This window comes from Actibacterium sp. MT2.3-13A (genome assembly GCF_018139985.1).
GTDB lineage: Bacteria > Pseudomonadota > Alphaproteobacteria > Rhodobacterales > Rhodobacteraceae > JAGSOU01.
Window position 1 is genome coordinate 91,769 of sequence record NZ_JAGSOU010000011.1, and the last position, 22,159, is coordinate 113,927.

The following is a 22,159-nucleotide window of genomic DNA, read 5'->3' on the forward strand; positions in this document are numbered from 1 at the left end:
GGCCGGGAGCGGGATAGCCCCCCTTACAGCCATTCGGGAATGGTATCGCGGTTTATGATCTCGTCAAAGCTTGGCCGGGCGCGGATGACGGCGAATTGATCCCCGTTCACCAGCACCTCGGGCACCAAAGGCCGGGTGTTGTATTCCGACGCCATCACCGCGCCATAGGCCCCGGCCGAGCGGAAGGCGATCAGGTCGCCGGGGCCGACGGGGGGCAGGTTGCGCTGCTTGGCGAAGGTGTCGCCAGTCTCGCAAACCGGGCCCACCACGTCATAGGGGGCCTGCTCGGCGCCCGGGGCGGGCTCGATCACCGGCACGATGTCGTGGTGCGCGGCATAGAGCGAGGGCCGCAGCAGGTCGTTCATCGCCGCGTCCACGATCAGGAAATCGCGCCCTTCGCCCGATTTCAGGTAGATCACCTGGCTGACCAGGATCCCGGCATTGCCCGAGATTAGCCGGCCCGGCTCGATCTCCACCTCGCAGCCCAGATCGCCCACGGTGCGCTTGATCAGCTCGCCGTATTGCATGGGCAGGGGCGGCACCTCGTTGGACTGGGTGTAGGGAATGCCCAAGCCCCCGCCGAGGTCGAGCCGGCGGATTTCGTGACCGTCCGCGCGCAGCGCGCGGGTCAGTTCGGCCACCTTCAGATAGGCGGCCTCGAACGGCTCCAGCTGGGTCAGCTGGCTGCCGATATGCACGTCGATGCCGACGACCTCGATCCCCGGCAGGGCCGCGGCCTCGGCATAGACCTCGCGGGCGCGGGCGATGGGGATGCCGAACTTGTTCTCGGCCTTGCCGGTGGCGATCTTCTCGTGGGTCCTGGCGTCCACGTCGGGGTTGATGCGGATGGCGATGGGGGCGGCCACGCCCAGGCTGACCGCGACCTCGGACAGCGCCTGCATCTCGGGCTCGCTTTCGACGTTGAACTGGCGGATACCGCCCTCAAGCGCCACGCGCATCTCCTCGCGCGTCTTGCCCACGCCGGAGAACACGATCCTGTCGCCAGGCACGCCGGCGGCGCGGGCGCGGCGGTATTCACCGCCCGAGACCACGTCCATGCCGGCGCCCAGGTTGCCCAGCGTCCTGATCACCGCCTGGTTGGAGTTCGACTTCATCGCGAAGCAAACCACATGGTCGAGCCCCTCCAGCGCCTCCTCGAACAGGCGGTAATGGCGGGTCAGCGTGGCGGTGGAATAACAGTAGAACGGCGTGCCCACCGCCTCCGCGATTTGCGGGACGGGCACGTCTTCGGCGTGGAGAACGCCATTGCGGTAGAGGAAATGATCCATCAGTCGATCGGCCTTGAACGGAGGAAGAGATAGAGCGGCAGCCCGCAGGACACGCCGATGAGAAAGGTGGCGGGGATGGCGACGAGCGCGGCCCAGTTCCGGCGCACGGCGGTCTCGGCGATGATCCAGAGCGTCAGCGCCAGCGCGGCGATGGTCAGGTCCCACACCAGCCCGGAGGTCGCGGCGTTGGCATGCCAGGCCGCGATCATCGGGCCGAGTTGCCAGCCATGTTCCGAGAACCACGCGATGAAATAGCTCATCGGGTGGACCGCACCCCATATGGCCAGCGCCAGATAGGCCAGCCGCAGGCCGGACATCAGCCGTTGCCCCCGGTGATGCCGATCTCGGCACCTCCGGTCACGGTGAGGCCCGGCGCCGTGCCGGGCCGCTCGGGCGCGCCGTCGGCGCCGCAGGCGACCAGCAGGGCCAGCAGCCCGATCAGGGCGAGCGGTTTCATCCCAGCACCTCTTTCCACCGGGCGATCTGGGCGCGCACCTGCTCGGGCGCCGTGCCGCCATAGCTGGTGCGGCTTGCGACCGAGTTGTGCACGCCGAGAACGCCGAACACCTCATCGGTGATCTTAGCGCAAACCGACTGCATGTCATCCAGGCTGAGCTCGGGCAAGTCGCAGCCCTTCTGCTCGGCCAGCGCCACGAGGCTGCCGGTGACGTGATGCGCCTCGCGGAAGGGCATGTCGAGGGCGCGGACCAGCCAGTCGGCCAGATCGGTGGCGGTGGAGAAGCCGGAGGCCGCCGCAACCTCGAGCGCGGCGCGGTTGGCGGTCATGTCCTTGACCATGCCCTCCATCGCGGCCAGCGCCAGCATCAGGCTGTCGGCGGCGTCGAAGACCTGCTCCTTGTCCTCCTGCATATCCTTGGAATAGGCCAGCGGCAGGCCCTTCATCACCGTGAACAGCGCCACCATCGCGCCCATGATCCGGCCGATCTTGGCGCGGATCAGCTCGGCCGCGTCGGGGTTCTTCTTCTGCGGCATGATCGAGGAGCCGGTGGAGAAGCGGTCGGAGAGCACGACGAAGCGGAACTGGGCCGAGGACCAGATCACCAGCTCCTCGGCGAAGCGCGACAGGTGCATGGCGCAGATCGTCGAGGCGGCGAGGAATTCCAGCGCGAAATCGCGGTCGGACACGGCGTCGAGCGAGTTGGCGGAGGGCCGGTCGAAGCCCAGCGCCTCGGCCGTCATGTGCCGGTCGATGGGGAAGGAGGTGCCGGCGAGCGCGGCGGCGCCCAGCGGGCATTCGTTCATCCGCGCGCGGGCGTCGCGGAAGCGGCTCATGTCGCGGCCGAACATCTCTACATAGGCCATCATGTGATGGCCCCAGGTCACGGGCTGAGCGGTCTGCAGATGGGTGAAGCCGGGCATCACCCAGGCCGCGCCGGCCTCGGCCTGAACCAGCAGCGCGCGGATCAGCGCCTCGATGCCGGCGATGGCGGCGTCCATCTGATCGCGCACCCAGAGTTTGAAATCGGTCGCCACCTGGTCGTTGCGCGAGCGTGCGGTGTGCAGGCGGCCGGCGGGCTCTCCGATGATCTCCTTCAGGCGCGACTCCACATTCATGTGGATGTCCTCGAGCGCGGTGGAGAACTGGAATGTTCCCGCCTCGATCTCTGACAAGACCGTGAGCAGGCCTTCCCTGATCGCCTCGGCATCGCTATCGGTAAGGATACCGGCGCTGGCCAGCATCGCGGCATGGGCGCGGGAGCCCTGGATGTCTTGCGCGGCCAGCCGCTTGTCAAAGCCGATCGAGGCATTAATTGCCTCCATGATCGCGTCCGGGCCGGCGGCGAAGCGGCCGCCCCACATGGCGTTCGAGGTGTCTTTGGTCATCGGATCATCCCTGGAGGGAAACATATGAGCTGGTTCAGGTCTGCCGTCCTCTACACGGCCCTTGCGCTTGGTGCAAATGCCGCAATGGCGGACACGGCCGCGCTGGAGGCGCTGCGCGACGGCGACATGAAGAAACTCGTCCTCCACGAGGCGGCCAAACCGCTGCCCGACATCGGGCTGGTGGATGCCGAGGGCGGCGCGCGGAGCCTGTCGGAATACCGCGGCAAGGTGGTGGTGCTGAACTTCTGGGCGACCTGGTGCGCGCCCTGCCGGCAGGAGATGCCCTCGCTCGACCGGCTGGAGGCGGAACTGGGGGGCGATGATTTTGCGGTGGTGACGGTGGCCACGGGGCGCAACTCGGTCACCGCGATCCGAAAGTTCTTTGACGAGACCGGCATCACGCGGCTGCCGGTGCTGCGCGACCCGAACCAGGCGCTGGCGCGCGAGATGGCGATCCTCGGCCTGCCCATCACGGTGATCCTTGACCGCGAGGGCAACGAGATCGCCCGGCTGCGCGGCGACGCGCAATGGGACAGCGACAGCGCCAAGGCCATCCTGCGGGCGCTGGTCAGCGGCTGAGGACGCGCCTGCGGCGCGACGCCCTCGGGTGCCGCGCTGACGCGCGGCGACGCCTCCGGCGGGAGTATTTTCGCCAAGAAGAAGGGCTCAGCGCCAGGGGGCACCCGCGCCCATGGAGGCAACCCGGGCATGGGCGGGACAGGTCACGAGGTGGTCGTTCACCATGCCCACCGCCTGCATGAAGGCATAGGTGATGGTGGGCCCGCAGAAGCGGAAGCCGGCACCTTTCAGATCCTTCGAAATCCGCACCGAGAGCGGGGTCTGGGCGGGCACCTCGCCAGGCGTGGCGAATTTGTTCTGCACCGGCCTGTCGCCGACATGGGACCACAGGAAACGGTCGAAGCCCTGGCGCTCCTCGATCTCGATCCAGGCGCGGGCGTTGCCGATCGCCGCCTCGATCTTGCCGCGGTGGCGCACGATGCCGGGGTCGGCGAGGCAGCGGGCGATCTCGGCCTCGCCCCAGCGGGCGATGCGGTGCGGCGCGAACCCATCGAAGGCGGCACGGAAATTCTCGCGCTTGCGCAGAATGGTGATCCAGCTGAGCCCGGCTTGGAAGCCGTCGAGAATCAGCTTCTCCCACAGCGCGCGGCTGTCGTATTCGGGCACGCCCCATTCGCTGTCGTGATAGGCGGTGTAGAGCGGATCCTCTCCGCACCAGGCGCAACGCTGTTCCATTAGTCTTTCCGGTCAATGTCTTGGCTGTCAGGGCGCGGGTTTAGCACAATTAGAACAAAATGCGAATATTCATCGCGCATTAACCGCCGCGGCGGCAGTCTGGCCCGGGTTGAAACGGAGGGTGACAGGATGTTTGGCAACGGAGGCGCGGAGCAGGCGGCCCCGCGCGCGACCGCCGTGGCGGCGCAGGACGGCGGCACGCTCGCACGGGTCTGCGCGGCGCTGAAACGCAACGACGTGGCACTGGCCTATCAGCCGGTGGTGCTGGCCGTGCCGGGCCGGGCGCCGGCCTTCTACGAGGGGCTGGTCCGCATCCAGGACGAGGACGGCCGCCTCATCCCCGCGCGCGACTTCATGGCGGCGGTGGAGACCACCGAGGCGGGCCGGATCATCGACTGCCGCGCGCTGCAACTGGGCCTGCAGGCGCTGAGCCGGCAACCGGCGCTGCGGCTGGCGATCAACATGTCGGCGCGTTCGATCGGCTACCCGGCCTGGCGGAAGACGCTGCACGACGGGCTGGCCGCCGACCCGACCGTGGCTGAGCGGCTGATCCTGGAGATCACCGAAAGCTCGGCCATGCTGATGCCTGACCAGGTGACGGCGTTCATGGCCGACCTGCAGAGCCGCGGCATCGCCTTCGCGCTGGACGATTTCGGCTCGGGCTACACCGCCTTCCGCTACCTGAGGGAGTTCTTTTTCGACATCATCAAGATCGACGGGCAGTTCATCCGCGGCATCCACGCCGATGCCGACAACCAGGTGCTGACCCGCGCGCTGATCTCGATCGGGCGGCATTTCGACATGTTCACCGTGGCCGAAAGCGTGGAAACCGCCGAGGACGCGCATTTCCTGCAGGCCGCGGGAATCGACTGCATGCAGGGCTATTTCTTCGGCGCGCCCAGCGTCTCGCCGGCGTGGGACACGCTGGCGCCGCAATAAAAGACGGCCCGGGCCGCTGCATTTGCGCTAACATCGGCGAGCACTGTTGCAGTGCAGCATTTCACCCCTTACCACTTTGGACGGATATACCGGGCGCGTCGGGCGTCGAGACCGATTTCGGCTGTCCTGTGCGCGCCTCCGCCATTCTGAGGGGAAAGGACTGACCCATGACCAATGTAGTGATCGTTTCGGCGGCGCGCACGCCCGTCGGCAGCTTCAACGGCGCCTTCGCCAACACCCCCGCCCATGACCTGGGCGCGGCCGTGCTGGAAGCCGTGGTGGCGCGCGCCGGCATCGACAAGGCGGAGGTTTCGGAAACGATCCTGGGCCAGGTGCTGACCGCCGGCCAGGGCCAGAACCCCGCCCGCCAGGCGCATGTGAACGCCGGCCTTCCGATCGATTCGGCGGCCTGGAGCATCAACCAGGTCTGCGGCTCCGGCCTGCGCTCCGTCGCGCTGGCCGCGCAGCACATCCAGCTGGGCGACGCCGCCATCGTGGCCGCCGGCGGGCAGGAGAACATGTCGCTCAGCCCCCATGTGGCGCATCTGCGCGCAGGCCAAAAAATGGGCGACATGACTTTCATCGATTCGATGATCCGCGACGGCCTGTGGGACGCCTTCAACGGCTACCACATGGGCCAGACCGCCGAGAACGTGGCCGAGAAATGGCAGATCAGCCGCGAGATGCAGGACGAATTCGCCGTGGCCAGCCAGAACAAGGCCGAGGCCGCGCAGAAGGCCGGCAGATTCGCCGACGAGATCGTGGCCTTCACCGTCAAGACCCGCAAGGGCGACATCGTGGTCGACCAGGACGAATATATCCGCCACGGCGCCACTCTGGAGGCCATGCAGAAACTGCGTCCGGCCTTCACCCGGGACGGCTCGGTGACCGCGGCCAACGCGAGCGGCATCAATGACGGCGCCGCCGCCGTCCTGCTGATGACCGCCGAGGAGGCCGAGAAGCGCGGGCTTGAGCCGCTGGCGCGCATCGCCTCCTACGCCACGGCGGGCGTGGACCCCTCTGTCATGGGCACCGGCCCGATCCCGGCTTCGCGCAAGGCGCTGGAAAAGGCCGGCTGGCGGCCGGAGGATCTGGATCTGGTCGAGGCCAACGAGGCCTTCGCCGCCCAGGCCTGCGCGGTGAACAAGGACATGGGCTGGGATCCGGCGATCGTCAACGTCAACGGCGGCGCCATCGCCATCGGCCACCCGATCGGGGCCTCGGGCTGCCGCATCCTGAACACGCTGCTGTTCGAGATGAAGCGCCGCGATGCCAGGAAGGGCCTCGCCACGCTGTGCATCGGTGGCGGCATGGGCGTCGCCATGTGCCTGGAACGCCCCTAATTTCAGATCGGGCGCGCAATATTGTTGCGCGCCCGTGCAGCATTTCGTAACAGCATTACCGAACGATCATTGTCCTCGGAGGAATCATCATGGCAAGAGTTGCACTCGTCACCGGCGGAACCCGCGGCATCGGCGCCGCCATCAGCATCGCCCTGAAAGAGGCCGGCTACTCTGTGGCCGCCAACTATGCCGGCAACGATGCGGCCGCTGCGAAATTCACCGAGGAAACCGGCATTCCCACCTACAAGTGGTCGGTCGCCGATTACGACGCCTGCAAGGACGGCGCGGCGCGGGTCGAGGCTGATCTCGGCGCCATCGACATTCTGGTCAACAACGCGGGCATCACCCGCGACGCGCCGTTCCACAAGATGACCCGCGACCAGTGGAACGAGGTCATCAGCACCAATCTCAGCGGCGTGTTCAACATGACCCACCCGATCTGGCCCGGCATGCGCGAGCGCAAGTTCGGCCGGGTGATCACCATCTCCTCGATCAACGGCCAGAAGGGCCAGTTCGGCCAGGTGAACTATGCCGCGTCCAAGGCCGGCGACCTGGGCATCACCAAGTCTCTGGCGCAGGAAGGCGCCCGCTTCGGCATCACCGCAAACGCGATCTGCCCCGGCTACATCGCCACCGAGATGGTGATGGCGGTGCCGGAAAAGGTGCGCGATTCCATCATCGCGCAGATCCCGGCCGGCCGCCTGGGCGAGCCCGAGGAAATCGCCCGCTGCGTGGTCTTCCTGGCCGCCGACGAGGCCGAGTTCATCAACGGCTCGACCATCACGGCCAACGGCGCGCAGTTCTTCGTCTGAGGCCGCGCCCCGCGTCCCAGGCCGGCCCGCGTGGCCGGCCTCTTCTTGCCCTCTGACGCGGGCCGCCTCCGGCGGGGGAGTATTTGCGCCCAGAAGAAGACAGGTGTCCTTCCCCTTCTTCTTGGCAAAAATACTCAAATCCCGCAGCATCGGCCAACGCCGCGTTCTGGCCTTGGCGCGCGGGGGCGTCTATGGATCATCCATGACCAAGACCCGCGCCACCGCCATCGGATTTTCCGCCGTTCTGCTCTGGGCGCTGCTGGCGCTGTTCACCGTGGGCACGGCCCCGGTGCCGCCCCTGCAGCTCAACGCGATCTGCTTTGCCATCGGCGGCGCGATCGGGCTGGTCTGGACGGCGCGCACGGGCGCGGCGCGCGCGCTGCTCGGCATCGGCTGGAAGACCTACGCCTTCGGCACGGCGGGGCTGTTCGGCTATCACGCGCTCTATTTTTCCGCCCTGCGGCTGGCGCCGGCGGCCGAGGCGGGGCTGATCGCCTATCTCTGGCCGCTGCTGATCGTGCTGCTCTCGGGGCTGTTGCCGGGCGAGAGGCTGCGCCCGGGCCATGTGCTCGGCGGGCTCATCGGGTTTGCCGGCGCGGCGCTGATCGTGCTGAACGGGCGGGCCAGCTTCCAGCCCGGCGCCCTGCCGGGCTACGGGCTGGCCTTTCTCTGCGCGCTGACCTGGGCGGGCTATTCGGTGCTCTCGCGCCGGCTGGGCGCGGTGCCGACGGCCAGCGTGGCCGTGTTCTGCCTGGCCACGGCGGTGCTGTCGCTGCCGCTGCACCTGGCGCTGGAGGAAACCGTCTGGCCCGCCACGGCGCTGGGCTGGCTGTCCGGCCTGGCGCTGGGGCTGGGGCCGGTTGGGCTGGCCTTCTATGTGTGGGATATCGGGGTGAAGCGCGGCGACATCCAACTGCTCGGCGTCGCCTCCTACGCGGCGCCGCTGCTGTCGACGCTGGTTCTGGTGCTGGCGGGGATCGCACCCCTGACGGCCACGCTGGGCGCGGCGGCGGCGCTGATCACGGGGGGCGCTGCGCTGGCCGCCCGGGCCAGCGCAGGCCGGGCTCAGGACTGAGACAGACGCTCGATCTCTTCCTTGAGGCGCAATTTCTGTTTCTTGAGGTCGGCAATCACGAGATCATCGGTTCCGGGGGCGCGCTGCGCCTCTTCCACGCGTTCCGAGAGGGTTTGGTGTTTCCTGCGGAGTTCCTGGATATGCGAACTCATGGTCATGGCCGTCCTCCTCTGATGTGACATGTAACTGTTACAGTCGAGCACAGAACGCGAGTCGTGTCACGCGATCGAAGGAACGGATGCGGCGCATTTTCGCCGCAGGGTCCGCCGCTGGCGCCTCACGCTCCGGGCCAGGGAAAACCCGCCCCCCCGCGCAGGACGGCGGCGATGTCGGGGCGGTAATCCTCGGCGTCGGAGCCGTGTTCCGCCCCCTCGTGCAGCACCACGGGCGGCAGCAGCGCGAAGGGCGCGCGCCCGCCCTTGACCGCGCGCAGCAGCACCAGCTTGGCGCGGCGCCCGGCCCGGGGGGCGAGCGGCAGCAATTCGACCGAGCCGAGCCGGCCGTCGAGCGCGGACAGCATCTCGGGCACGCGCTCGGCGCGCTGAATCATGGTCAGCCGCCCGCGATGCGCCAGCCGCCGCGCGGCGGTGTCGATCCAGCGCGAAAGCGGCGTCGCCTCGCCGAGCGCGGTCTCTCGGCCGGTGTCCTGCGCGGCGAGGCTGCGGTCGCGGCGGAAATAGGGCGGGTTGGCGATGACATGGGTGAAGTGGCGCTGCTTCACCTGGGGCGGAAGCTGTGCGAGATCGCCCTCGACCACCTCGAGCGCCACGCCGTTTTCCGCAGCATTGCGGCGGGCGAGCGCGGCATAGGCGGGCTGGATCTCGACGCCCGTCAGGCTCAACCCCTCCACACGCTTGCCGAGGCACAGGCTGGCCGTGCCGACGCCGCAGCCCAGTTCCAGCACGCTGTCGCCGGGGCGCGCGGGCACGGCGGCGGCAAGGAACACCGCGTCCACCCCGGCGCGGAAGCCCTGCCGCGGCTGCCACAGCGCCAGATCGCCGCCGAGAAAGAAATCGCGTGTCAAGTCGTCCACCGCTCAGCGCTCCGGCAAGGAGATGTCGTTGTCGCGCAGGATGGCGCGGGCGCGGAACAGATCCGTGTCGCGCACCATGATCCTGCGCGGCAGGACCCCGATGGAGCCTTCGAGGACGCTCATGTAGACATCCATTTCAAAGCAGTCTATCTCCTCGCCCTGAAGGAGCGCCGAGACGAAGGCCGTAAGCGTCGGATCGTTGGTGCGAATAAGCTCTTTCATGATCAGTGAGATAAGGGCAAGCCGCCCCGCTTGTCGAGCCGAGTGACGAGAGCGTGATGAGCCTGGATACCGCCGCAACCAAACCGCATGAGCGCCTGAGCACCCTGCTCGCCCCCGAGATGGAGGCCGTCAACGCGCTGATCCGCGCGCGCATGGCCAGCGAGCACGCGCCGCGCATCCCCGAGGTTTCGGCGCATCTGATCGAGGCCGGCGGCAAGCGCCTGCGCCCGATGCTGACGCTGGCGGCGGCGCGGCTCTGCGGCTACGAGGGGCCCTATCACATCCATCTGGCCGCGACGGTGGAGTTCATCCACACCGCCACGCTGCTGCATGACGACGTGGTGGACGAAAGCGGCCAGCGCCGCGGCCGGCCCACGGCGAACCTTCTGTGGGACAACAAGTCGAGCGTTCTGGTGGGCGACTACCTGTTCGCGCGCTCCTTCCAGCTGATGGTGGAGACCGGCAGCCTGCGGGTGCTGGACATCCTCGCCAATGCCTCGGCCACCATCGCCGAGGGCGAGGTTCTGCAGCTGACCGCGGCGCAGGATCTGCGGACCGACGAGGGCATCTACCTGAAGGTCGTGCGCGGCAAGACGGCGGCGCTGTTCTCGGCCGCGACCGAGGTCGGCGGCGTGATCGCCGGCGCGCCGGAGGCGCAGGTCAAGGCGCTTCACACCTATGGCGACGCGCTGGGGATCAGCTTCCAGATCGTGGACGACCTGCTGGATTACGCCGGCGACGCCAAGGCCACCGGCAAGAACGTCGGCGACGATTTCCGCGAGCGCAAGCTGACCCTGCCGGTGATCAAGGCGGTGGCCAAGGCCGACAGCGAGGAGCGCGCCTTCTGGACGCGCACCATCGAGAAGGGCAAGCAGGAAGAAGGCGACCTGGAGCACGCGCTGGCGCTGCTCGACCGCCACAACGCGCTGGAGGACACCCGCGCCGAGGCTCTGGGCTGGGCGGAGAAGGCCAAGGGAGCGCTGGAGGTCCTGCCCGACGCGCCGGTGCGCCAGATGCTGCTGGATCTGGCCGATTACGTGGTCGCCCGCGTCAACTGAGCGCGCAGGGCACCACCCACCAACCCGGACGATCCCGGTGCAGCGCCTGCGCGGCGGCCTCGGCCGCGGCGCAGGTCTCGAACAGCGCGAAACAGGTGGCGCCAGAGCCCGACATGCGGGAGAGCAACTGGCCCGGCAACGCGGAAAGATCCTTCAGCACCTCGGCGATCACGGGCTGTTCGGCGATGGCCGGGGCCTGGAGGTCGTTGCGCTGGGTGGCGAGCCACGCGGCCAGATCGCGGGCGGTGGCAAACTCCGGCAGGGTTTCGGGCATCGGCGGGTTGGTCTTGCTGGCAAGGCGCCTGAACACCGCGGGGGTGGAGACCGCCGCGCCCGGATTGGCCAGAACGGCGAAAAGCGCGGGCAGGCCGCCGACCGGGGTCACCTTTTCCCCGATCCCCTCCATCCTTGCGGCGCGGGCCAGCAGGCAGACCGGAACATCGGCGCCGAGCGGCGAGACGTCCTCGGGCAGGTCCAGCCCGCTCAGCTCTGCCACCGCGCGCAGGGCAGCAGCCGCGTCCGAAGTGCCCCCACCGATGCCCGCGGCCGTGGGCAGCACCTTGGTCAGCGTGAAATGCAGGTCCTCAGCGCCGAGAAGCCGGGCCGCGCGAAGGATCGAATTGCTGTCGTCCGTTGGCACCCCGGCGGCCAGCGGCCCCGCCACCGTCAGGCGCAGCCCCGGCCCCCGCTCCACCCGCAGCCGGTCGCCGAGGTCGGCGAACAGCACGAGGCTGTCGAGCAGGTGATAGCCGTCGACCCGCTGGCCGGTGACATGCAGCGTCAGGTTGACCTTGGCCGGCGCGCGGGCCTCAATTGCCATTGACCACCTTCAGCGGCGCGGCGCCCTCCTCCTCCAGCACCTTGTCGAGCCCCAGTTCCAGCTTGCGCCGGATGCGGGCGGGATCGACATCCTCGCTCGGCTCGTCGGGGTCGATGAAGGACAGCGCGCGGCGCCACTGGAACTCGGCCTCCAGCCTGCGGCCCACGGCCCAGAGCACGTCGCCGAGGTGATCGTTGACCACCGGGTCGATCGGCATCAGCTCGGTCGCGCGCTCCATGTAGGGCACGGCCTCCTCGTAGCGGCCGAGGCGGAACAGCACCCAGCCCAGCGAGTCGGTGATGTAGCCGTCGTCGGGGCGCGCGGCGACCGCGCGCTCGATCATGTCCAGCGCCTCGTCGAGGTTGGTTTGCTTCTCGACATAGGAATAACCGAGGTAGTTCAGCACGCGCGGCTGGTCGGGTTCCAGCTCAAGCGCCCTGCGGAAATCGGCCTCGGCCTCGGGCCACATGTCCAGCCGCTCATGGGCGATGCCACGGGCGTAATAGACGATCCATTGCGGGCGCTGCGGCTCATCGAACAGGGCGATGGCGCGGTCATAGGCCTGCCGAGCCTCGTCATAGCGTTTCAGCCGGCGCAGCATGTCGCCCATGGAGACATGCACAACGGGCACGCGTGCGTGGCTCTTGGACAGCTGGGTCAGAACCTCGATCGCGGCCTCGGACCGGCCGTCGCGCTCCAGCGTGTCGGCGCGGCCCAGCTCGGCCGCGTAGAAGGCCGGATCGTCGGCGGGCACGCGCAGATAGGCCTCGGTGGCGAGGTCGTAGCGCCCCTGCGCCTCCAGCAGCGAGGCGGTCAGCAGCATCGCATCAACATGGTCGGGGCGGAGAAACTCGGCGGTGCGGGAATAGAGCAGCGTGTAGGCGTCGACCGCCTCGCCCTCCAGCGCGCCGGCCACGGTGAAGAACACCTCCGCCGCGCCGTCCTGCGCTGAATTGACGATGTTGAAGGGCAGCATCTCGCCCTTTTCCAGTTCAGCGCGCAGCTGCGCAACGCCGGGATCGGGCTCCGGCCCGAACACCTCGTCCAGCAGCGCCACGGCCTCGGCGTTGCGCTCCAGCTGGCTGAGGATCTCAACATGGGCGAGGACGCCGCGCCGGGTCGAGTGCAGCGTCTGCCCCTCCGCGCTGGCGAACAGCGCCTCGGCCCCCTCGAAATCGCCGACCAGGGAGAGCGCCAGCGCCTTGTGATACATGCCGAACACCGCCAGCCCGGTCTCCTCGGCGGCGGCGTCGAAGGCGTCGAGCGCCTGCGCCATGCGACCGGCGCCGAGATGGCTCCAGGCGCGCGCCAGCCCGTCCACCAGCGGCCCGACGGACCGCCCGGCCTCGATATCCTCGAGCGCCTGCTCATAGGCGCCGCGCTTGAACTGGTCGGCCAGCAGCACCAGGTTCGCGGCCTGGCTGTCGAATCCAGCCGATTGCAGGCGCCGCGCGATCGGCACCGCGCCGTTGACCTGCCCCAGCCCGATGAAGGCCAGAACCGCGTTTTCCAGCAGTCCGGGATTGGAGGGATCGCGCGCCAGTGCCTGGCTGTAATAGGCCGCCGCGGCCTTGTAGTCGTTCTCCTCGCTGGCGTGACGCGCGGCGAGATAGGCCCCGGCCAGGCCGTTCTGGGCCTGCACAGGCGCGGCGAAACCGGCGGCGGCCGCGATACAGGCGGCGAAAGCCGTCAGGCGGATGGGGAAAAGGGACAAGGGCACTCTCCGACTAGACCTGGGCGAAACCTAGCCCCGCCGGCGCCCGGTGGCAATGCGGGGCGGTGCATTCGCCGCCCCGCCGCACGCAGCCGTTACATGTTGGGATAATTCGGCCCGTCTCCGCCCTGCGGCGTAACCCAGTTGATGTTCTGGCTGGGGTCCTTGATGTCGCAGGTCTTGCAGTGCACGCAGTTCTGGAAGTTGATGACGAAGCGCGGCTCCTTGCCCTCTTCCTCGACCACCTCGTAGACGCCGGCCGGGCAGTAGCGCTGCGCGGGCTCGGCGTATTTCGGCAGGTTCACCCTGATCGGGACCGAGGGATCCTTGAGCTGCAGGTGGCAGGGCTGACTTTCCTCGTGGTTGGTCATCGAGAAGCTGACATTGGTCAGCCGGTCGAAGCTGAGCTTGCCGTCGGGCTTGGGATAGTCGATCGGCTGGAACTTCGCCGCCTCGCCGGTGGCCGCCGCATCCGATTTGCCGTGGCGCAGCGTGCCCAGAGGGTTCCAGCCGGTGAGATTGGCCACCCACATGTCGAAGCCCCCCAGCGCCAGGCTGGCGGCCATGCCGAGCCTGGACCAAAGCGGCTTGACGTTGCGGACCCGCTTGAGGTCCTTGCCGATCGCACCCTTGCGGACCGCATCCTCATAGGCCGTCAGCTCGTCGCCCGCGCGGCCGGACTTGAGCGCTTCATGGGCCGCCTCGGCCGCAGCCTTGCCCGAGAGCATGGCGTTGTGATTGCCCTTGATGCGCGGCACGTTCAGCAGTCCGGCGGAACAGCCCAGCAGCGCGCCGCCAGGGAACACCATCTTCGGCACCGACTGCCAGCCGCCCTCGGAAATCGCGCGGGCGCCATAGGCCACGCGCTTGCCGCCCTTCAGCAGTTCGGCCACCATCGGGTGGTGCTTGAACCGCTGGAATTCCATGTAGGGGAAGAGATAGGGGTTCTCGTAGTTCAGGTGCACCACGAAGCCCACATAGACCTGGTTGTTCTCCAGGTGATAGATGAACGAACCGCCGCCGGCGTTGCCGCCCAGCGGCCAGCCCATGGTGTGGGTGACGCTGCCCTCGCGGTGCTTTTCCGGATCGATCTCCCAGATCTCTTTCATCCCGAGGCCGAATTTCTGCGGGCAATGGCCCTTGGACAGCTCGTATTTCGCCATCACCTCCTTGGACAACGAGCCGCGCACGCCCTCGCCCAGCAGCACATATTTCCCGTGCAGCTCCATCCCCGGCTCGTAGGCCGGGCCGGGGGTGCCGTCGGGGTTCTTGCCGAACTCGCCCGCGACCACGCCCTTGACCTCGCCATTCTCGCCATAGACCAGCTCGGAACAGGCCATGCCGGGGAAGATCTCGACGCCCAGGCCCTCGGCCTGCTCGGCCATCCAGCGGCAGACATTGCCCATCGAGACGATGTAGTTGCCGTGGTTGTTCATCAAGGGAGGCATCGGCCAGTTCGGGATGCGCATCTGCCCGCCCTCGCCGAGGATGTAGAAATTGTCCTCCCTGACCGGGGCGTTCAGCGGCGCGCCCTTTTCCTTCCAGTCGGGGATCAGCGCGTTCAGACCGATCGGGTCCAGCACCGCGCCCGACAGGATATGCGCGCCCACCTCGGAGCCTTTTTCCAGCACCACCACGCCCAGATCGGGGTCGAGCTGCTTCAGGCGGATCGCGGCCGACAGCCCCGCGGGCCCCGCGCCCACGATCACCACGTCATATTCCATCGATTCCCGTTCGATCTCGGCCATCTGCGATCCCCTCTTCGCGCCGCCGCGGCGCTTTCCTCCGTTGAACATCCCGAAAAGCGTTATCTGACAGGGCTTGGCCGCGTCAATTGTAACCCAACACCATCATGTCGCATTGCAGCATTTGGCGCTGTTTCCCTTGCAATTGGCCGCCCCCTCGGTTCAGGTATGGCAATCCATTCACCGGCGGCACGCCGATTTTCGCGCGCGCCGCACCCAACCGTCCGATGAGAGAGATGGAAAAGATACCGATGACCCGCGCGGGCCATGCCGCGCTTGATGCAGAGTTGAAGCAGCTGAAATCCGTCGAGCGACCGGCCGTCATCCGGGCCATCGCCGAGGCCCGCGAACATGGCGACCTGTCGGAAAACGCCGAATACCACGCCGCCCGCGAGAAGCAGAGCTTCATCGAGGGCCGGATCAAGGAACTGGAGAGCCTGCTGTCGCTGGCCGAGGTGATCGACCCGACGAAACTGTCCGGCTCGATCAAGTTCGGCGCCACGGTCGAACTGGTCGACGAGGACACCGACGAGGAAAAGACCTACCAGATCGTGGGCGAGGCCGAGGCCGATATCGAAAAGGGCCTGCTGAACATCAAGTCGCCGCTGGCGCGCGCCCTGATCGGCAAGGAAGAAGGCGACAGCGTCGAGGTGGCAACGCCCGGCGGCGGCAAGAGCTACGAAGTGCTCAGCGTGAAATACGTCTGAGCCGGGAAACGCAACCGGGGACCGGGGCGGATGGGTGACAAGCAGCCACAGCAGCCGATCGACCTTGGGATCTTCGGCAAGACCCAGGGCGCGCGCGGCCTGGGCGCGGCGGAGGTCGTCGCCATCGTGCTGAGCGTGCTCTGGCTGGGCGGGGCGGGGCTGTTCCTCGTTCTGGCGCCCGGCGGCGCCGAGGGCGGGGCCGATCCCACGGGCTTCGTCATGACGCTGCTTGCGGTGGCGATGCCCGTGGCGCTGATCTGGGTCGCCGCCTCGGCGGCCAAGAGCGCGCGCATCATGCGCGAGGAATCGGCGCGGCTGCAGGCCGCGATCGACGCCATGCGCCATGCCTATATCCAGCAGCAGCAGGGCGCCGGCTCGGGGGTGAAACCCTCGGTCGAAAGGAAGCTCGACGAGATCGCCGCGGCCCAGAAACAGGCCGAAAGCGCCATCGCCACCTTCGCCACCAGCCGCGACCGCGAGCATCCGCCGCGCGTCAGGCCGACCGCGCCCGGGGCCGACGACGCCCAGCCCTCGCTGGCGCTGGGCACCACCGCCGAGGAGATCGCGCCGCCGATCTCGGCGGCCGATTTCATCCGCGCGCTGAACTTTCCCGAGACCGCCGAGGACCGGGAGGGCTTCCGCGCCCTGCGCCGCGCGCTGGAGGACCGCAGCGCGGCCAAGCTGGTGCGCGCGGCGCAGGACGTGCTGACCCTGCTCAGCCAGGACGGCATCTACATGGACGACCTGAGCCCCGACCGCGCCCGCCCGGAGATCTGGCGCAAGTTCGCCGCCGGAGAGCGCGGCCCGACGGTGGCCGCGCTGGGCGGGGTGCGCGACCGCTCCTGCCTGGCGCTGACCGCCGGACGCATGCGGCAGGACCCGATCTTCCGCGACGCCGCGCATCATTTCCTGCGCCAGTTCGACCGCAGCCTCGTGGCATTCGAATCGTCCGCCAGCGACCAGGAACTCAGCAAGCTGGCCGAGACCCGCACCGCGCGCGCCTTCATGCTGCTGGGCCGGGTGACCGGCGCCTTCGACTGATCACGCGCCGTTCCTCCGACCGATTGCATCTTGCCCGCCAAGCCCCTAATGGCTGACGCGAACGCGTTTTCCGGGAGCGGCAGATGGCATCGAGCGGCACAAGATCCGCCTATTGGCTGGGCCTCAGGCATGGCGCGCCCTTCGTGCTGGTGATCGTGCCCTTCGCGCTGCTGTTCGGCGTGGTGGGCACCGAGGCGGGGCTGAACCTGGCCGAGGTCATGGGCTTCACGGTGCTGGTGATCGCGGGCGCCTCGCAATTCGCCGCGCTGCAACTGATGACCGAAAACGCCCCCACTGTGATCGTTCTGGCCACGGCGCTGGCGGTGAACCTGCGGATGGCGATGTATTCGGCCTCGCTGGTGCCGCACCTGGGTGCGGCGCCGCTGTGGAAACGCGCGCTGATCGCCTATCTGCTGGTCGATCAGTCCTACGCCGTGGGCCACGCCTATTTCGAGAAACACCCCGAGATGCCCCTCTCCGCCCGGATGGCCTATTATTTCGGCGTGGTCAGCCCGGTCTTTCCACTGTGGTACGCCTTCACCCTGGTCGGCGGCCTGGTCGGGCAGAGCATCCCGCCCGAATTCGCACTGGATTTCGCGCTGCCGATCACCTTCCTCGCGCTGATCGCGCCGGCGCTGCGGACGGTCGCGCATGTGGCGGCGGCGGGGGTGTCGGTGGCGCTGGGTCTGGCGCTGGCGGGGCTGCCCTACAACAGCGGCCTGCTGATCGCCGCGCTGGGCGCGATGATCACCGGCGCGCAGGTCGAGCTTTGGATGGAAAGGCGGGTCAAATGACGCAGAGCGCGGGCGAAATCTGGTTCATCATCGCGGCGCTTGGCGTCGGCACCTTCCTGATCCGGTTTTCCTTTCTGGGTCTTATCGGCAACCGCAGCCTGCCGCCCTGGGTGCTGCGCCACCTGCGCTATACGCCGGTGGCGGTGCTGCCCGCGCTGATCGCGCCGCTGGTGCTGTGGCCCGCCGCCACCGGCGGCCAGCCCGACCTGCCGCGCATCTTGGCGGCCGCGGTGACCCTGGCGCTGGGCATGCTCAGCAAGAACGTGATCCTGTCGATCGCCGGCGGCGCGGCAACGCTTTACCTCGGGATCTACCTGGCGGGCTGAGCCCGCGCGACGGTCTGCTGGGTGTCCAGCACGGCGCCGTTGTTGTCGGAGTCGCTGTCGTAGACCTGCCGGCGCTCGACCCCTTCGAGCTTGGCGAAGCCGCGCATGATCGAGCCGGGGAAGATGCTGCGCGGCACCGTCTCGAAGCCGGGCAACCGGCGCAGGATGTCGCTGGTCGAGCGCCCGCAGAACGCCTTGGGCACGGCGCCGTATTCCTCGGCGAGCTGCAGCGCGGCCTCGGCCTGCTCGGGCGAGACCTCGAGCGTCTGGATATCGACGTGATAGGTCTCGCGCGCGTGGTAGTCGATGTAGAATTTCAGCATCGTCGGCGTGATGCCGTAATGCAGGTCATTGCGCTCGGGCGCCATGCGGTGCCACCAGGTGCCGGCCGGGTCGAAGATCACCCGCTGGCTGGCGTTGATCATCAGCGCGCTGTGCGCCCCCTCGCCGGATCGGTTGTTGATCACCGTGAACAGCGTGATCGAGGGCGGCGCCTCATCGTTGTAATAGGCCGCGCGCGTCACCGCCTCGTCCGGGGCCCAGACGGGCTCGGCCCCGCAGCCGGCCAGCAGCGCCGGGACGATCAGGCAGGCAATCCAGCGACGCATCGCGCACGGTCCCCATCAAGAAAAAGGCGGGCCCGCGGCCCGCCCGGAATCAGGCGTTGACGAGCGCCATGAAGATCAGGACCGCGATCGAGATCCCGGCGCCCCAGGTCGCGAATTTGACGAAACCCGCGAAGGTCTTTTCCTGATCCGTGATATCCATGGTTCCGTGCTTGTGCTCTGCCATCGGTGGGCTCCCTTCCCTGTGCGTGCCCGCTTGGGATAACCGATTTGAAAACGGCTGTCACGGCCTTGGTGACGGCTCCGCGCCACCCACCAGATCGGCCGCCAGGCGGAAGCCGATGCGCGTCGCCTCCGACGCGCCCTCGGGCTTGGGCAGGGCGCGCAGCGTGACGTTGAGCTGGCTGACATGCTGCACCAGTTGGGTGCGCGCGCCGCTCTCGTCGGTGCCGTAGAATGTGATGATGTCCGGCTCGAAATAGCCCACGCCCTGGATCTTCAGCACGCCGGCGCTGCCGGAGGTCAGCCCGATCGCCACCTCATGCGCGTCGTCGAGATGTTCCTCGAAGTTCTGGATGTAGAGAATCAGCCGTTCATAGGCCCATTCCGCAGCGCTTTTCTGCTGCACGGGCCGACGCGCAACCGCCTCGGGCAGGGGTTTCTGCTCGGCCGTTGCCGGCGCCGCCGGGTCGGCATGCACGGCGCGGGCGCGCGGGGCGCGATCGTCGACGCGGCCCGTCATCGCGCGCCCCACAGCCAGGCGCCGTCCTCGCGCCGCCGGCGGGTGATCTTGCCGGCGCGGTGAAGGTGGTTGAGATGCGCCACCGCCTCGACCAGCGCGTGACCGTATTGGGAGCCGCCGATCTCGCGCTTGAACAGCGGCACGAAACATTCGCAGGCGGTGTGCGGGGCTTTCAGATGTTCCAGCAGGCGCTCCAGCGCGGAGTGGTGATTCTCGGCCAGCTGGTGCAGGCGCGCGGGCAGACCGGTGAAGGGCAGCTTGTGACCGGGCAGCACCAACTGGTCGTCGCGCGCATGCGGCGCGAGGCGGGCGCAGCTGTCCAGCCATTCGGCGACCGGATCGGCATCGGGCTCGGTCGCGTAGACCCCGAGATTGGGCGAGATCGAGGGCAACAGCTGGTCGCCGCCGATCACCAGGTTGTCGTCGCGGCTCCACAGCGTGATGTGGTCGGGCGCGTGGCCGTCGCCCAGCCGCACGTCCCAGTCGCGCCCGCCGATGCGCAGCACCTCGCCGGCGCGGACGCGGGTGAAGCCCAGCGGCATCGGCGCCACCACATCGGCGAAGTTGAAGGGGCGTTCATTGGCCCGCTGGTCGAGGATCTCGGGCGCCATGCCCGCGCCGCGCCAGAACGCGAGCGTTTCGGCCGTCGGGCGCTCCTGCTCATCGAGCGTCAGCATGCGCGCGAACAGCCAGGCGGTGCGGGTGGTCACCAGCTCGGCCCCGTGCTCGGCCTGGAACCAGCCCGCAAGCCCGACATGATCGGGGTGGTGATGGGTGACCAGCACGCGGTTCACCGGCCTGCCCGCCAGCGGCCCGTCGAGGCATTCTTGCCAGATCGCCCGGCCGCGCCGCGAATCGAAGCCGGTGTCGATCACCGTCCAGCCGTCGCCGTCATCCAGCGCGAAGACGTTGACATGGTCGAGCTGCATCGGCAGCGGCAGGCGCAGCCACAGCACGCCCTCGGCCACCTCGATGGCGGCGCCCTCCTTCGGGCCCTCGGCCCAGGGGTAGCGGATCAGGTGGCCGGCCCCGTCCATCATGCCGCCAGATCGTCGGGCGACAGGGCATAGAGCCCCTCGGCCCCCTCGCGGGCATGGGCGAGCGCCGCGGCGTATTCCGGCAGCATCCGCTTGATGAAGAACCGCGCCAGCGCGCTGCGCGGCCCCGCACCACCCTCGGCCAGCGCCGCCTGAAGGTGGAAATGCCCGCCCAGCACGCGGGCGAAGGCGCGCAGATAGGGCACGGCACCGGCAAAGCGGTCATTCATGTCCTGGGCCACCAGCAGCTCGGTCGCCTCGCGCAGGGTCTCGGCCGCGGTCCAGACATCCTCGGCCAGATCGGGCAGCGTGGCGCGGGCGGCCTTGGCGGCCTTTTCGATCTCCTCGCACAGGCGGAAGGCGGTCTCGCCGCCATCCATCATCTTGCGCCCCACCAGATCCATCGCCTGAATGCCGTTGGTGCCCTCGTAGATCGCCGTCACCCGCACGTCGCGCAGGTATTGCGCCGCGCCCGATTCCTCTATGAAGCCCATGCCGCCATGCACCTGCATCCCCATCGAGGCCACCTCGACCCCGGTATCGGTGCCATAGGCCTTGGCGATCGGGGTCAGCAGCGCGGCGCGCGCGGCGCAGTCGGCGTCGTCCGTGGCGCGGGCGATGTCGATGGTCATCGCGCAGGCCAGCGCGATCGCACGCGCCGCGAAGGTTTCGGCCTTCATGGTGGTCAGCATCCGCCGCACATCCGCATGGTCGAGAATCGTGCCGGTGCCACCCGGCACCGGCGCGCGACCCTGCCTGCGCTCCAGCGCATAGGCCAGCGCGTGCTGATAGGCGCCCTCGGCCACGCCGATGCCCTGCACGCCCACGCCGAGGCGGGCGTTGTTCATCATGGTGAACATCGCGGCCATGCCCTTGTGCGGCTCGCCCACCAGCCAGCCGGTGGCGCGGTCATACTGCATCACGCAGGTGGGGGAGCCGTGCAGGCCCATCTTGTGCTCCAGGCTGACCACCTTCAGGCTGTTGGCGACGCCGGGGTTGCCCTCGGCATCGGGGATGTATTTCGGCACCATGAACAGGCTGATGCCCCGCGTCCCCGGCGCCGCGTCGGGCAGGCGCGCCAGCACCAGGTGGCAGACATTTGCGGTGAAATCGTTGTCGCCCCAACTGATGAAGATCTTCTGTCCGGTGATCGCGTAGGTGCCGTCACCGTTCGGCTCGGCCCTGGAGCTCAGCGCGCCGACGTCGGAGCCCGCCTGCGGCTCGGTCAGGTTCATGGTGCCGCACCATTCGCCCGAGATCAGCCTGGGCAGGTAAAGCGCCTTGATCTCGTCGCTGGCGTGATGCTCCAGCGCCTCGATCTGGCCCTGGCTCATCAGCGGGTTCAGCTGCAGCGACAGGCAGGCCGCGCTCATCATCTCGTTGACCGCGGTGGTGACGGCCATCGGCAGGCCCATGCCGCCGTTCTCGGGCGCGGCCGACATGCCGATCCAGCCGCCCTCGGCGATGCGGGCATAGGCCGCGCCAAAGCCGGGGGTGGTGCGGACCGTGCCGTTCTCCAGCACGGCGCCCTGCATGTCGCCGGCGCGCTGCAGCGGCGCCAGCACCTCTTCGCAGAGCTTGCCGGCCTCACCCAGGATGGCGTCGACGACATCCGGCGTGGCCTCGGCATAGAGGTCCGTGGCCGTGAGCCGGGACAGGTTCACCAGATGGTCGAAAATGAACTTGTAATCGTCAGTCGGTGCGCGGTACGGCATCGGCCTCCCCCTTCGCTTGCGCCTTGAGAAACCATCGGCGCGCCGGTATGTCTCGTCAATCTTCGGGTCAAGGGTAAACGAG

At 68.4% G+C, this 22,159-nt stretch carries 26 protein-coding genes; 10 read left to right on the plus strand and 16 right to left on the minus strand.

Translation table 11 applies throughout. The features are described 5' to 3' along the window. Nucleotides 1-23 precede the first annotated feature (23 nt). From lysA to argH, 4 genes are read right to left on the minus strand one after another with little or no spacing between them, the layout of a single operon-like run. Complete coding sequence (gene lysA, locus KCI33_RS11480; protein WP_212524932.1) at nucleotides 24-1,289, minus strand: diaminopimelate decarboxylase; 1,266 nt, start codon at nucleotides 1,287-1,289, stop codon at nucleotides 24-26. Then, a complete protein-coding gene (locus tag KCI33_RS11485) occupies nucleotides 1,289-1,606 on the minus strand; it encodes a DUF2834 domain-containing protein (protein WP_212524933.1) in 318 nt (105 codons plus the stop codon). Before KCI33_RS11485 ends, lysA begins: the two co-directional genes overlap by 1 nt. Further along, complete coding sequence (locus KCI33_RS11490; protein WP_212524934.1) at nucleotides 1,606-1,746, minus strand: argininosuccinate lyase; 141 nt, start codon at nucleotides 1,744-1,746, stop codon at nucleotides 1,606-1,608. Before KCI33_RS11490 ends, KCI33_RS11485 begins: the two co-directional genes overlap by 1 nt. Further along, complete coding sequence (gene argH, locus KCI33_RS11495; protein WP_212524935.1) at nucleotides 1,743-3,134, minus strand: argininosuccinate lyase; 1,392 nt, start codon at nucleotides 3,132-3,134, stop codon at nucleotides 1,743-1,745. Before argH ends, KCI33_RS11490 begins: the two co-directional genes overlap by 4 nt. Before the next feature lie 24 nt (nucleotides 3,135-3,158). On the opposite strand from argH, the gene KCI33_RS11500 reads away from it, so the two are divergent. After that, nucleotides 3,159-3,713: a TlpA disulfide reductase family protein gene (locus KCI33_RS11500; protein ID WP_212524936.1), complete on the plus strand. Its 555-nt coding sequence runs from the start codon at nucleotides 3,159-3,161 to the stop codon at nucleotides 3,711-3,713. An 87-nt stretch (nucleotides 3,714-3,800) separates the two neighbouring features. On the opposite strand, the gene KCI33_RS11505 is transcribed toward KCI33_RS11500, so the two are convergent. Further along, on the minus strand, nucleotides 3,801-4,388 hold the full coding sequence (locus KCI33_RS11505) for a DNA-3-methyladenine glycosylase I (RefSeq protein ID WP_212524937.1): 588 nt from the start codon (nucleotides 4,386-4,388) through the stop codon (nucleotides 3,801-3,803). Nucleotides 4,389-4,517: 129 nt separating this feature from the next. Between KCI33_RS11505 and KCI33_RS11510 the strand changes: the two genes are divergently transcribed. The 4 genes from KCI33_RS11510 to KCI33_RS11525 all read left to right on the plus strand — a co-directional run bounded on the left by KCI33_RS11510 (nucleotide 4,518) and on the right by KCI33_RS11525 (nucleotide 8,557). Beyond that, nucleotides 4,518-5,327 (plus strand): EAL domain-containing protein, encoded by an 810-nt coding sequence (locus tag KCI33_RS11510; RefSeq protein ID WP_212524938.1) that lies wholly within the window; start codon nucleotides 4,518-4,520, stop codon nucleotides 5,325-5,327. Between the two features lie 167 nt (nucleotides 5,328-5,494). Beyond that, nucleotides 5,495-6,670, plus strand: coding sequence for an acetyl-CoA C-acetyltransferase (locus KCI33_RS11515; RefSeq protein ID WP_212524939.1), 1,176 nt, complete (start codon nucleotides 5,495-5,497; stop codon nucleotides 6,668-6,670). A gap of 89 nt (nucleotides 6,671-6,759) precedes the next feature. Then, nucleotides 6,760-7,482 carry an acetoacetyl-CoA reductase gene (phbB, locus tag KCI33_RS11520; protein WP_212524940.1) on the plus strand — a complete coding sequence of 241 codons (723 nt, stop codon included), beginning with the start codon at nucleotides 6,760-6,762 and terminating at the stop codon, nucleotides 7,480-7,482. 202 nt (nucleotides 7,483-7,684) lie between these two features. Continuing rightward, the gene (locus tag KCI33_RS11525; protein ID WP_212524941.1) at nucleotides 7,685-8,557 is read left to right on the plus strand and encodes an EamA family transporter; all 873 of its coding nucleotides are present in this window, start codon (nucleotides 7,685-7,687) and stop codon (nucleotides 8,555-8,557) included. On the opposite strand, the gene KCI33_RS11530 is transcribed toward KCI33_RS11525, so the two are convergent. The 3 genes from KCI33_RS11530 to KCI33_RS11540 form a co-directional block, all read right to left on the minus strand. After that, on the minus strand, nucleotides 8,548-8,715 hold the full coding sequence (locus KCI33_RS11530) for a DUF465 domain-containing protein (protein WP_212524942.1): 168 nt from the start codon (nucleotides 8,713-8,715) through the stop codon (nucleotides 8,548-8,550). The genes KCI33_RS11525 and KCI33_RS11530 overlap by 10 nt on opposite strands. Nucleotides 8,716-8,834: 119 nt before the next feature. Beyond that, nucleotides 8,835-9,590: a methyltransferase gene (locus KCI33_RS11535; protein ID WP_212524943.1), complete on the minus strand. Its 756-nt coding sequence runs from the start codon at nucleotides 9,588-9,590 to the stop codon at nucleotides 8,835-8,837. Nucleotides 9,591-9,593: 3 nt separating this feature from the next. Beyond that, nucleotides 9,594-9,812, minus strand: a complete 219-nt coding sequence (locus tag KCI33_RS11540; protein WP_212524944.1) for a DUF2007 domain-containing protein — start codon at nucleotides 9,810-9,812, stop codon at nucleotides 9,594-9,596. Between the two features lie 56 nt (nucleotides 9,813-9,868). Between KCI33_RS11540 and KCI33_RS11545 the strand changes: the two genes are divergently transcribed. Beyond that, on the plus strand, nucleotides 9,869-10,870 hold the full coding sequence (locus KCI33_RS11545) for a polyprenyl synthetase family protein (RefSeq protein ID WP_212524945.1): 1,002 nt from the start codon (nucleotides 9,869-9,871) through the stop codon (nucleotides 10,868-10,870). On the opposite strand, the gene KCI33_RS11550 is transcribed toward KCI33_RS11545, so the two are convergent. The 3 genes from KCI33_RS11550 to KCI33_RS11560 form a co-directional block, all read right to left on the minus strand. After that, complete coding sequence (locus KCI33_RS11550) at nucleotides 10,863-11,690, minus strand: 4-(cytidine 5'-diphospho)-2-C-methyl-D-erythritol kinase (protein ID WP_212524946.1); 828 nt, start codon at nucleotides 11,688-11,690, stop codon at nucleotides 10,863-10,865. The two genes, KCI33_RS11545 and KCI33_RS11550, sit on opposite strands and share 8 nt — an antisense overlap. Then, complete coding sequence (locus tag KCI33_RS11555) at nucleotides 11,680-13,404, minus strand: tetratricopeptide repeat protein (protein WP_212524947.1); 1,725 nt, start codon at nucleotides 13,402-13,404, stop codon at nucleotides 11,680-11,682. Before KCI33_RS11555 ends, KCI33_RS11550 begins: the two co-directional genes overlap by 11 nt. 95 nt (nucleotides 13,405-13,499) lie before the next feature. Beyond that, nucleotides 13,500-15,152, minus strand: a complete 1,653-nt coding sequence (locus KCI33_RS11560) for an electron transfer flavoprotein-ubiquinone oxidoreductase (RefSeq protein ID WP_212524948.1) — start codon at nucleotides 15,150-15,152, stop codon at nucleotides 13,500-13,502. 233 nt (nucleotides 15,153-15,385) lie between these two features. Here KCI33_RS11560 and greA point away from each other — a divergent pair, with 233 nt between their 5' ends. The 4 genes from greA (at nucleotide 15,386) to KCI33_RS11580 (ending at nucleotide 18,017) form a co-directional block, all read left to right on the plus strand. After that, nucleotides 15,386-15,856: a transcription elongation factor GreA gene (gene greA / locus KCI33_RS11565; protein WP_212524949.1), complete on the plus strand. Its 471-nt coding sequence runs from the start codon at nucleotides 15,386-15,388 to the stop codon at nucleotides 15,854-15,856. A 30-nt stretch (nucleotides 15,857-15,886) separates the two neighbouring features. Then, on the plus strand, nucleotides 15,887-16,897 hold the full coding sequence (locus tag KCI33_RS11570) for a hypothetical protein (protein ID WP_212524950.1): 1,011 nt from the start codon (nucleotides 15,887-15,889) through the stop codon (nucleotides 16,895-16,897). Nucleotides 16,898-16,980: 83 nt separating this feature from the next. After that, the gene (locus KCI33_RS11575) at nucleotides 16,981-17,691 is read left to right on the plus strand and encodes an AzlC family ABC transporter permease (RefSeq protein ID WP_212524951.1); all 711 of its coding nucleotides are present in this window, start codon (nucleotides 16,981-16,983) and stop codon (nucleotides 17,689-17,691) included. Beyond that, complete coding sequence (locus KCI33_RS11580; protein ID WP_212524952.1) at nucleotides 17,688-18,017, plus strand: AzlD domain-containing protein; 330 nt, start codon at nucleotides 17,688-17,690, stop codon at nucleotides 18,015-18,017. The genes KCI33_RS11575 and KCI33_RS11580 overlap by 4 nt, the downstream gene beginning before the upstream one ends. Here KCI33_RS11580 and KCI33_RS11585 read toward each other — a convergent pair. Genes KCI33_RS11585 through KCI33_RS11605 form a run of 5 tightly spaced genes read right to left on the minus strand, consistent with a single transcriptional unit; the run spans nucleotide 18,002 to nucleotide 22,077 of the window. Beyond that, nucleotides 18,002-18,625, minus strand: coding sequence for a hypothetical protein (locus KCI33_RS11585; protein ID WP_212524953.1), 624 nt, complete (start codon nucleotides 18,623-18,625; stop codon nucleotides 18,002-18,004). The genes KCI33_RS11580 and KCI33_RS11585 overlap by 16 nt on opposite strands. Nucleotides 18,626-18,674: 49 nt before the next feature. After that, a complete protein-coding gene (locus KCI33_RS11590; RefSeq protein WP_212524954.1) occupies nucleotides 18,675-18,809 on the minus strand; it encodes an aa3-type cytochrome c oxidase subunit IV in 135 nt (44 codons plus the stop codon). A gap of 57 nt (nucleotides 18,810-18,866) precedes the next feature. Then, nucleotides 18,867-19,325, minus strand: a complete 459-nt coding sequence (locus KCI33_RS11595; RefSeq protein ID WP_212524955.1) for a DUF6173 family protein — start codon at nucleotides 19,323-19,325, stop codon at nucleotides 18,867-18,869. Beyond that, nucleotides 19,322-20,362, minus strand: coding sequence for an MBL fold metallo-hydrolase (locus tag KCI33_RS11600; protein WP_212524994.1), 1,041 nt, complete (start codon nucleotides 20,360-20,362; stop codon nucleotides 19,322-19,324). Before KCI33_RS11600 ends, KCI33_RS11595 begins: the two co-directional genes overlap by 4 nt. Then, nucleotides 20,362-22,077 carry an acyl-CoA dehydrogenase gene (locus tag KCI33_RS11605; RefSeq protein WP_212524956.1) on the minus strand — a complete coding sequence of 572 codons (1,716 nt, stop codon included), beginning with the start codon at nucleotides 22,075-22,077 and terminating at the stop codon, nucleotides 20,362-20,364. Before KCI33_RS11605 ends, KCI33_RS11600 begins: the two co-directional genes overlap by 1 nt. Nucleotides 22,078-22,159: the final 82 nt, after the last annotated feature.

What these genes read in the sequence shown, in the direction of transcription:
- KCI33_RS11605 (WP_212524956.1), bottom strand. Translation starts at nt 22,077, where the DNA reads ATGCCGTACCGCGCACCGACTGACGATTACAAGTTCATTTTCGACCAT.
- KCI33_RS11545 (WP_212524945.1), top strand. Translation starts at nt 9,869, where the DNA reads ATGAGCCTGGATACCGCCGCAACCAAACCGCATGAGCGCCTGAGCACC.
- KCI33_RS11570 (WP_212524950.1), top strand. Translation starts at nt 15,887, where the DNA reads ATGGGTGACAAGCAGCCACAGCAGCCGATCGACCTTGGGATCTTCGGC.
- KCI33_RS11540 (WP_212524944.1), bottom strand. Translation starts at nt 9,812, where the DNA reads ATGAAAGAGCTTATTCGCACCAACGATCCGACGCTTACGGCCTTCGTC.
- greA (WP_212524949.1), top strand. Translation starts at nt 15,386, where the DNA reads ATGGAAAAGATACCGATGACCCGCGCGGGCCATGCCGCGCTTGATGCA.
- KCI33_RS11590 (WP_212524954.1), bottom strand. Translation starts at nt 18,809, where the DNA reads ATGGCAGAGCACAAGCACGGAACCATGGATATCACGGATCAGGAAAAG.
- KCI33_RS11505 (WP_212524937.1), bottom strand. Translation starts at nt 4,388, where the DNA reads ATGGAACAGCGTTGCGCCTGGTGCGGAGAGGATCCGCTCTACACCGCC.
- phbB (WP_212524940.1), top strand. Translation starts at nt 6,760, where the DNA reads ATGGCAAGAGTTGCACTCGTCACCGGCGGAACCCGCGGCATCGGCGCC.
- KCI33_RS11530 (WP_212524942.1), bottom strand. Translation starts at nt 8,715, where the DNA reads ATGACCATGAGTTCGCATATCCAGGAACTCCGCAGGAAACACCAAACC.
- KCI33_RS11575 (WP_212524951.1), top strand. Translation starts at nt 16,981, where the DNA reads ATGGCATCGAGCGGCACAAGATCCGCCTATTGGCTGGGCCTCAGGCAT.
- KCI33_RS11560 (WP_212524948.1), bottom strand. Translation starts at nt 15,152, where the DNA reads ATGGCCGAGATCGAACGGGAATCGATGGAATATGACGTGGTGATCGTG.
- KCI33_RS11550 (WP_212524946.1), bottom strand. Translation starts at nt 11,690, where the DNA reads ATGGCAATTGAGGCCCGCGCGCCGGCCAAGGTCAACCTGACGCTGCAT.
- lysA (WP_212524932.1), bottom strand. Translation starts at nt 1,289, where the DNA reads ATGGATCATTTCCTCTACCGCAATGGCGTTCTCCACGCCGAAGACGTG.
- KCI33_RS11585 (WP_212524953.1), bottom strand. Translation starts at nt 18,625, where the DNA reads ATGCGTCGCTGGATTGCCTGCCTGATCGTCCCGGCGCTGCTGGCCGGC.
- KCI33_RS11485 (WP_212524933.1), bottom strand. Translation starts at nt 1,606, where the DNA reads ATGTCCGGCCTGCGGCTGGCCTATCTGGCGCTGGCCATATGGGGTGCG.
- KCI33_RS11500 (WP_212524936.1), top strand. Translation starts at nt 3,159, where the DNA reads ATGAGCTGGTTCAGGTCTGCCGTCCTCTACACGGCCCTTGCGCTTGGT.
- KCI33_RS11490 (WP_212524934.1), bottom strand. Translation starts at nt 1,746, where the DNA reads ATGAAACCGCTCGCCCTGATCGGGCTGCTGGCCCTGCTGGTCGCCTGC.
- KCI33_RS11600 (WP_212524994.1), bottom strand. Translation starts at nt 20,362, where the DNA reads ATGGACGGGGCCGGCCACCTGATCCGCTACCCCTGGGCCGAGGGCCCG.
- KCI33_RS11510 (WP_212524938.1), top strand. Translation starts at nt 4,518, where the DNA reads ATGTTTGGCAACGGAGGCGCGGAGCAGGCGGCCCCGCGCGCGACCGCC.
- argH (WP_212524935.1), bottom strand. Translation starts at nt 3,134, where the DNA reads ATGACCAAAGACACCTCGAACGCCATGTGGGGCGGCCGCTTCGCCGCC.
- KCI33_RS11595 (WP_212524955.1), bottom strand. Translation starts at nt 19,325, where the DNA reads ATGACGGGCCGCGTCGACGATCGCGCCCCGCGCGCCCGCGCCGTGCAT.
- KCI33_RS11525 (WP_212524941.1), top strand. Translation starts at nt 7,685, where the DNA reads ATGACCAAGACCCGCGCCACCGCCATCGGATTTTCCGCCGTTCTGCTC.
- KCI33_RS11580 (WP_212524952.1), top strand. Translation starts at nt 17,688, where the DNA reads ATGACGCAGAGCGCGGGCGAAATCTGGTTCATCATCGCGGCGCTTGGC.
- KCI33_RS11515 (WP_212524939.1), top strand. Translation starts at nt 5,495, where the DNA reads ATGACCAATGTAGTGATCGTTTCGGCGGCGCGCACGCCCGTCGGCAGC.